The sequence below is a fragment of the Streptomyces sp. SID9727 genome, assembly GCF_010550605.1.
Lineage (GTDB): Bacteria > Actinomycetota > Actinomycetes > Streptomycetales > Streptomycetaceae > Streptomyces.
Genome location: NZ_JAAGNI010000323.1, coordinates 1 through 5,776 on the forward strand (window position 1 = coordinate 1; position 5,776 = coordinate 5,776).

A 5,776-nucleotide genomic window follows, 5' to 3' on the forward strand; every position below is an offset into this window, starting at 1 on the left:
CGACCGGCCCGGGGGCGACGGTGCGGGCGGTTCCGCCGGGGGCGACCGGCCCGGGGGCGACGGTGCGGGCGGTTCCGCCGGGGGCGACCGGCCCGGGGGCGACGGTGCGGGCGGTTCCGCCGGGGGCGACCGGCCCGGGGGCGACGGTGCGGGCGGTTCCGCCGGGGGCGACCGGCCCGGGGGCGACGGTGCGGGCGGTTCCGCCGGGGGCGACCGGCCCGGGGGCGACGGTGCGGGCGGTTCCGCCGGGGGCGACCGGCCCGGGGGCGACGGTGCGGGCGGTTCCGCCGGGGGCGACCGGCCCGGGGGCGACGGTGCGGGCGGTTCCGCCGGGGGCGGCGGGTGCCTCGGCGCCGTCGCGGACACCGGGACAGCCGAGGCGGGAGGCCAGGTCGGGGCGTTGCTCGCCGAACTGGCGGCACAGCCCGTGCTCGACGCTCTCGCCGGAGCGGGTGGTGCCGACGGCCCAGACGCTGCCGTCGGTCTCCTCGGTGAGCACGACCTTGGGCAGCCCCCGGGGCGGCGGCCCGGCGGTGACCTCGCCGCTCCGGGCGTCGAAGACGCCTTCGTGGCAGGGGCAGTACAGCTCGCCCTCGGTGCCCCGGTCCTTGCGCCAGAGCACGCCGCAGGCGAGGTGGGTGCAGATGGCGGAGTAGCCGACGAGGGTGCCGTCGTTGAGCCGGACGGCGACCGCCCGGTCCTCCTCGTCGGGGTAGTCGAAGGCGATGGACTCGCCGGGAAGGAGCTGGGCGGCGATCTTCTTCGGGGCGGGGGCCTTGCCGTCGTCGGGGTCGCCGTGGCGAGGCAGGATGCCGCCGGCGACGCCCAGCCCGCCGATGGCGAGCCCGCCGGACACGGTGGCGACGATGCGGAGGTAGTCGCGCCGGGTGGTGAGGGCGTCGGCGGCGATCCGGTCGTGCAGGGCCTCGCGGGGGTCGCCGGAGGCCGGCTGCCCGGGGGCGGCGGGGGGCGTGCTGCCGGAGTCGCGGGGCGGGGGCTGCTTCGGGTCGCCGGGGGGCGGGTAGTCGGTCTCGGTCACCGTCGGACGTCCTTCCCGTTGATCTCCACGACGGGCAGGCCGCCGGGGACCGGCCACTGAACGCGGTCGGCGGGCACGACCATCGCGACGCCGGTGCGGACCTCGCTCTCGCCGAAGACGAAGGAGTCGGCGACCTGGACACCGGGCCGTTCGGCCTGGAGTTCCTCGGCTGTGCCGTAGAAGAGCGCTCCGGTCGGGCAGACGGTGGCGCACATGGGGGCGAGACCGTAGGCGGTGCGGTCGTAGCAGAGGTTGCACTTCATCTGCAGCTTCGCCTGGAGGTCGATCTTCGGTACGCCGAAGGGGCAGGCGTTGACGCAGTTGGCGCAGCCGATGCAGCGGGTGGTGTCGGCCTGCTGCACGACGCCGTCGGCGGTCACCAGGATCGCGTCGGCGGGGCACACCTCGGCGCACGGGGCGACGGGGTCCTCGCAGTGCATGCAGACGGTGGGAAGGGAGGCGACGGACCGGCCCTCGTCGGTGTAGTCGAGGTGGATCATGGACTTGCCGCGGTGCGAGTCGCATTCGCGGCAGGCGGAGACGCAGGCCTGGCAGCCGATGCAACGGCCCGGGTCGATGAAGATCGTTCGGCCCATCATGCGGGCATCAGCTCCTCTCCGAGGTGCCACGGCCCTGCGGGGACGTGGGCGGCAGCGGGTCGGTGCGGGAGACCTGGGCCTCCGGATAGGCGACGTGCCCGGGGGCGACCGGGGGCGCGGCGACCTCGTCGATCCGCTCGGCGTGCTCGATGCGGCAGGCGCACACCTTGTACTCGGGGATCTTGGAGCGAGGGTCGAGGGCGTCGATGGTGAGGACATTGGCCGACGTGGGGAACGGCCAGTGGTAGGGGATGAAGACGGTGTCGGGGCGGATGGCCTCGGTGACCAGGGCCGGATAGGAGGCGCTGCCGCGCCGGGTGACGACGCGGACCGGCTCGCCGTTGCGGAATCCGTGGGACGGGTGGATCTCGGCCCACGGGCGGGGGGTCTGTTCGACGAGGGCCCCCAGACGCCGGGTCTGGTTGCCGGAGAGGAAGTGGGCGACGGTGCGTCCGGTGGTGAGCGACATGGGGAACTCGTCGCTGTACGGGTCCATCGGCGGGTGCCACTCGACGACCTGCATATGGATCTTGCCGTCCGGGTGGTAGGTCCTGCCGTCCTCGAAGAGCCGGGGAGTACCCGGATGGTCCGCGGAGGGGCAGGGCCAGGAGATGCCGCCCGTCTCCTCCAGCCGTTCGTAGGTGATGCCGTAGTAGTCGATGACCGTTCCGGCAGAGGCCACGCGGAGCTCGTCGAAGACGTCGCGTGAGCCGTTGAACGCGAACTTGTCGCCCACGCCGAGGCGGCGGGCCAGTTCGCACATGACCCAGGTGTCGGTCCGCACGCCGGGGGGCGGGTCCTGGGCCTTGTTGTGCTTGACGACTCTGGCCTCGGCGTTGGCCATCACCCCTTCGTCCTCGGCCCAGGAGGTGACGGGAAGGACGACATGGGCATTGGCCGCGGATTCGGAAAGGAAGAAGTCGAGTTGGACATGGAACTCGTTGGCGTCGTACCCCTCCTTGACCACGGGGTAGTTCGGCAGGGAGATGATGGGGTTGTTGCAGACACCCATCAGCCCGCGGATCTCGCCGCGCCGCATCTGGTAAATCATTTCCATCATCGACGTACCGGCCTGTGGGAGTTCCGATTCGTCGATCCCCCAGATCTCGCAGATCTGCCGGCGGTGCTCCTCGTTGTTGATGGAGCGGCCCCCCGGGAGCAGGTCGGACTTCTGCCCGTGCTCGCGGCCGCCCTGTCCGTTGCCCTGACCGGTGAGGGTGCCGTAGCCCGCGCCGGGCCTGCCGATGTGACCGGTGGCCGTGCAGAGGTTGATGACCGTGAGGCAGTTCTCGACGCCCTGGGACTGGTGCTCGATCCCTCGGGCGTGCCAGGCCATGGCCCGGGGCGCGCGGGCGAAGGTGCGGGCGACCTGGACGATCTGCTCGGCGGGGACGCCGCAGATGTCGGCGGCGCGGGACGGCGGGTACTCCAGCGCCTTGGCCCGCACCTCGTCCCAGCCGGTCGCGTGGGCCGCCAGATAGTCCTCGTTGGTCAGGCCCTCCTCGATGATCACGCAGAGCAGGGAGTTGAAGAAGGCGGCGTCGGTGCCGGGTTTCAGCGCGACGTGGATGTCGGCGGTTCGCGCGATGGCCGTCTCGCGTGGATCGATGACGATGAGGCTGGCGCCGCGGTCCCGCGCTCCCCACACGTACTGGGTCAGCACGGGGAAGCACTCGCCGACGTTGGAGCCCGCGATCAACAGGCAGTCGGTGAGCAGCATGTCCGCGAACGGGTTGCCGGCCCGGTCGATGTTGAAGGCGAGCTTGTTGGCGGCGGCGGCGCTGACCATGCAGAGCCGGCCGTTGTAGTCGACGTGCCGGGTCTTCAGGGCGACTCGGGCGAACTTGCCGACGAGGTAGGTCTTCTCGGAGAAGAGGCTGGCACCGCCGAACAGCCCGAAGGCGTCCTTCCCGTACTGCTCCTGGATGCGTTCGATCTCGGAGACCGTGAAGTCGAGCGCTTCCTCCCAGGAAACCTCCTGGAACTCCTCGTCGCGGGAGCGGCGCATGAGGGGGGCGGTGAGCCGGTCGGGGTGGTTGACCTGCTGGTAGGCGTTGATGCCCTTGGGGCACAGGCGCATGCGGTTGATGTCGTGGTTGCGGGGCTCGACGCCGAAGACCTTGCCGCCGCGGTCGACGCGCAGATACATGCCGCACTGGATGCCGCAGAAGCAGCAGTGGGTGGGGACGAGGGTCTCGCCGTTCTGGTCGGCGTGCCACCGGTCGGCGGGGATTCCGCCCGCGTCGCGGAAGGCACGGGTGCCCGGCGGGGCGAGGGAGGGATCGATGGGAACGACCGCATGCGGTTCGGGCGTTCGCGAGTCCGCGGTCACTTGAAACCCTTCTTCACCTGGGAGAGATAGGCGCTGCCTCGCAGCACCCGCTTGCAGCGCGGGCAGTATGCGGCCCACTCGTCGAAACGGAGGCTGAGATCGCGCATGGTGCCGCGGAGGTTGTCGACGTACGAGCTGGTGTCGATGGGTTCCTCGCAGCGGCGGCAGGCGAAGACCTCTTCGTCCTGCCGGCCCGTGTACTTGAACAGCTGCATGCCGACGGCGGCGGGGCGCTGGACGATGTGGAAGAACTTCCCGAACGGGATGTAGATGAGGGTGAAGACCACGGCGACCATGTGGAGGATCGCCAGGAACTCGTAGCCGCCGCCGTGCAGGAAGATCGAGGAGAAGGTGAGCAGCAGCCCGGTCACTGAGATGACGATGAGCGCGATCAGCGGCACCAGGTCGTAGGCGAACCGCTGGCCGGTGATGGCCGCGCGGTCCTTCATCCGCCGCCACAGGAAGTAGGAGGCGCCGGGGATGACGAGGACGGCGGCGATGTCCAGGCCGTGGAACATCAGCCAGCCGAGGAAGTCGAGGGAGTCGAACCCGATGATCTTGAAGCCCCAGATACGCATCTCGTAGCCGGGTCCGGAGCCGGTGCCCGAGGTGAAGGTGAACCAGCCCCAGGTCAACGGGAAGGTGATCAGCGCGGCGAGGACACAGCCCCAGAAGATCAGCTGGTGGGCGGCCCAGCGGGCGTGCGAGCGGGCGCCGAGGAACTTCTGGAAGCCGAGGTAGGTGGCGATCATCTTCGGCAGCGCGGTGGGGGCGCGGCGGAAGTTGGCCATCGAGAAGAGGCTCCCCCAGCCCTTCTTGAACAGCCGCTTGGCGCCGGGGGCGGAGACCCACACGGTGTACCGGTACGCGACGCCGAAGGCGAGGAAGACCGTAGCCACGGCGTACGGCAGCAGCGCGGAGTCGAAGTGCTCCAGGAACCGGCTGCCGAGCACGATGGCCACGACGAGCAGAAGGGAGACGATGACGCCGGCCGCGGTCGCCCGCGCGGTGACGGACCGGGGAACGAGCCCTCCGGCCCGTCCGGACGCGCCCGGCTCCGGCGCGTCGCCGGCCCCGCCGACGGTCCCGGTACGACCCCCGGGGGCGGGCTGCGCGGTTGCGCCTGCGGCTTCAGGTGGCTCGGTCACGGTGCCACGGTAGGGCGGTGTGGGGCGATTGGTCCTGTTTTGCGGGTCCAGGGGGTGAGCGAGTCGCGGGGGGGGGCGAGGTGAGCAAGTCGGGGGCCGGGGGAGGTGGGGGCGGGAGGGGCGGGGGGCTGGGGGGTGGGGGGCAGGGGGAGCCCCCCGGGCGCGAGGGGCCTTCGGCGGTACCTTGGCCGCTCGCCCCCCACTCCCGCCCCGAAGGAGCACCGGATGCCCCGTCAGGACTCCCTCACCGATGTGCACGGGCTGCGCGTCGGCCACGCCCAGGTCCCCGGGAAGGGCGCACTGTCCGGGACCACCGTGGTGCTCGCGCCCGAGGGCGGGGTGGTCGCCGCCGTCGATGTGCGCGGGGGCGGGCCGGGCACGCGGGAGACGGACGCGCTGGATCCGCGCAACCTGGTCCAGCGCGTCGACGCGGTCGTGCTCACCGGCGGCAGCGCGTACGGGCTCGACGCGGCGTCCGGGGTGATGGCCTGGCTGGAGGAGCGGGGGCGCGGGGTGCGGGTGGGCGCCGACCCGTCCCAGGTGGTCCCCGTGGTCCCGGCGGCCTGCGTGTTCGATCTGGGGCGGGGCGGCGACTGGCGGGCCAGGCCGGACGCGGCGACGGGCCGGGCGGCCGTGGAGGACGCCGCCAGGGCCGAGG

Annotated in this window: 4 protein-coding genes and 1 pseudogene; 1 reads left to right on the forward strand and 4 read right to left on the reverse strand. The window is 72.1% G+C overall.

Annotated elements, in window-relative coordinates; genetic code table 11:
* Positions 1-328 precede the first annotated feature (328 nt).
* From G3I41_RS22130 to G3I41_RS22145, 4 genes and pseudogenes are all read right to left on the reverse strand, one after another.
* Positions 329-1,039, reverse strand: a pseudogene (locus G3I41_RS22130) (Rieske (2Fe-2S) protein); the annotation flags it as partial.
* The gene (locus G3I41_RS22135; protein WP_164402152.1) at positions 1,036-1,638 is read right to left on the reverse strand and encodes a 4Fe-4S dicluster domain-containing protein; all 603 of its coding nucleotides are present in this window, start codon (positions 1,636-1,638) and stop codon (positions 1,036-1,038) included. The pseudogene G3I41_RS22130 and the gene G3I41_RS22135, both read right to left, overlap by 4 nt.
* A 7-nt stretch (positions 1,639-1,645) precedes the next feature.
* Positions 1,646-3,970: a molybdopterin oxidoreductase family protein gene (locus G3I41_RS22140; RefSeq protein ID WP_164402153.1), complete on the reverse strand. Its 2,325-nt coding sequence runs from the start codon at positions 3,968-3,970 to the stop codon at positions 1,646-1,648.
* The gene (locus tag G3I41_RS22145) at positions 3,967-5,118 is read right to left on the reverse strand and encodes an MFS transporter (RefSeq protein WP_164402154.1); all 1,152 of its coding nucleotides are present in this window, start codon (positions 5,116-5,118) and stop codon (positions 3,967-3,969) included. The genes G3I41_RS22140 and G3I41_RS22145 overlap by 4 nt, the downstream gene beginning before the upstream one ends.
* A 225-nt stretch (positions 5,119-5,343) precedes the next feature.
* Here G3I41_RS22145 and G3I41_RS22150 point away from each other — a divergent pair.
* Positions 5,344-5,776, forward strand: a 433-nt coding sequence (locus G3I41_RS22150) for a P1 family peptidase (protein ID WP_203601480.1), incomplete at its 3' end; no start/stop codon positions are given.

Bases quoted from the DNA above. Each gene is read 5' to 3' on its own strand.
- G3I41_RS22135 (WP_164402152.1), bottom strand. From the start codon at position 1,638: ATGATGGGCCGAACGATCTTCATCGACCCGGGCCGTTGCATCGGCTGC.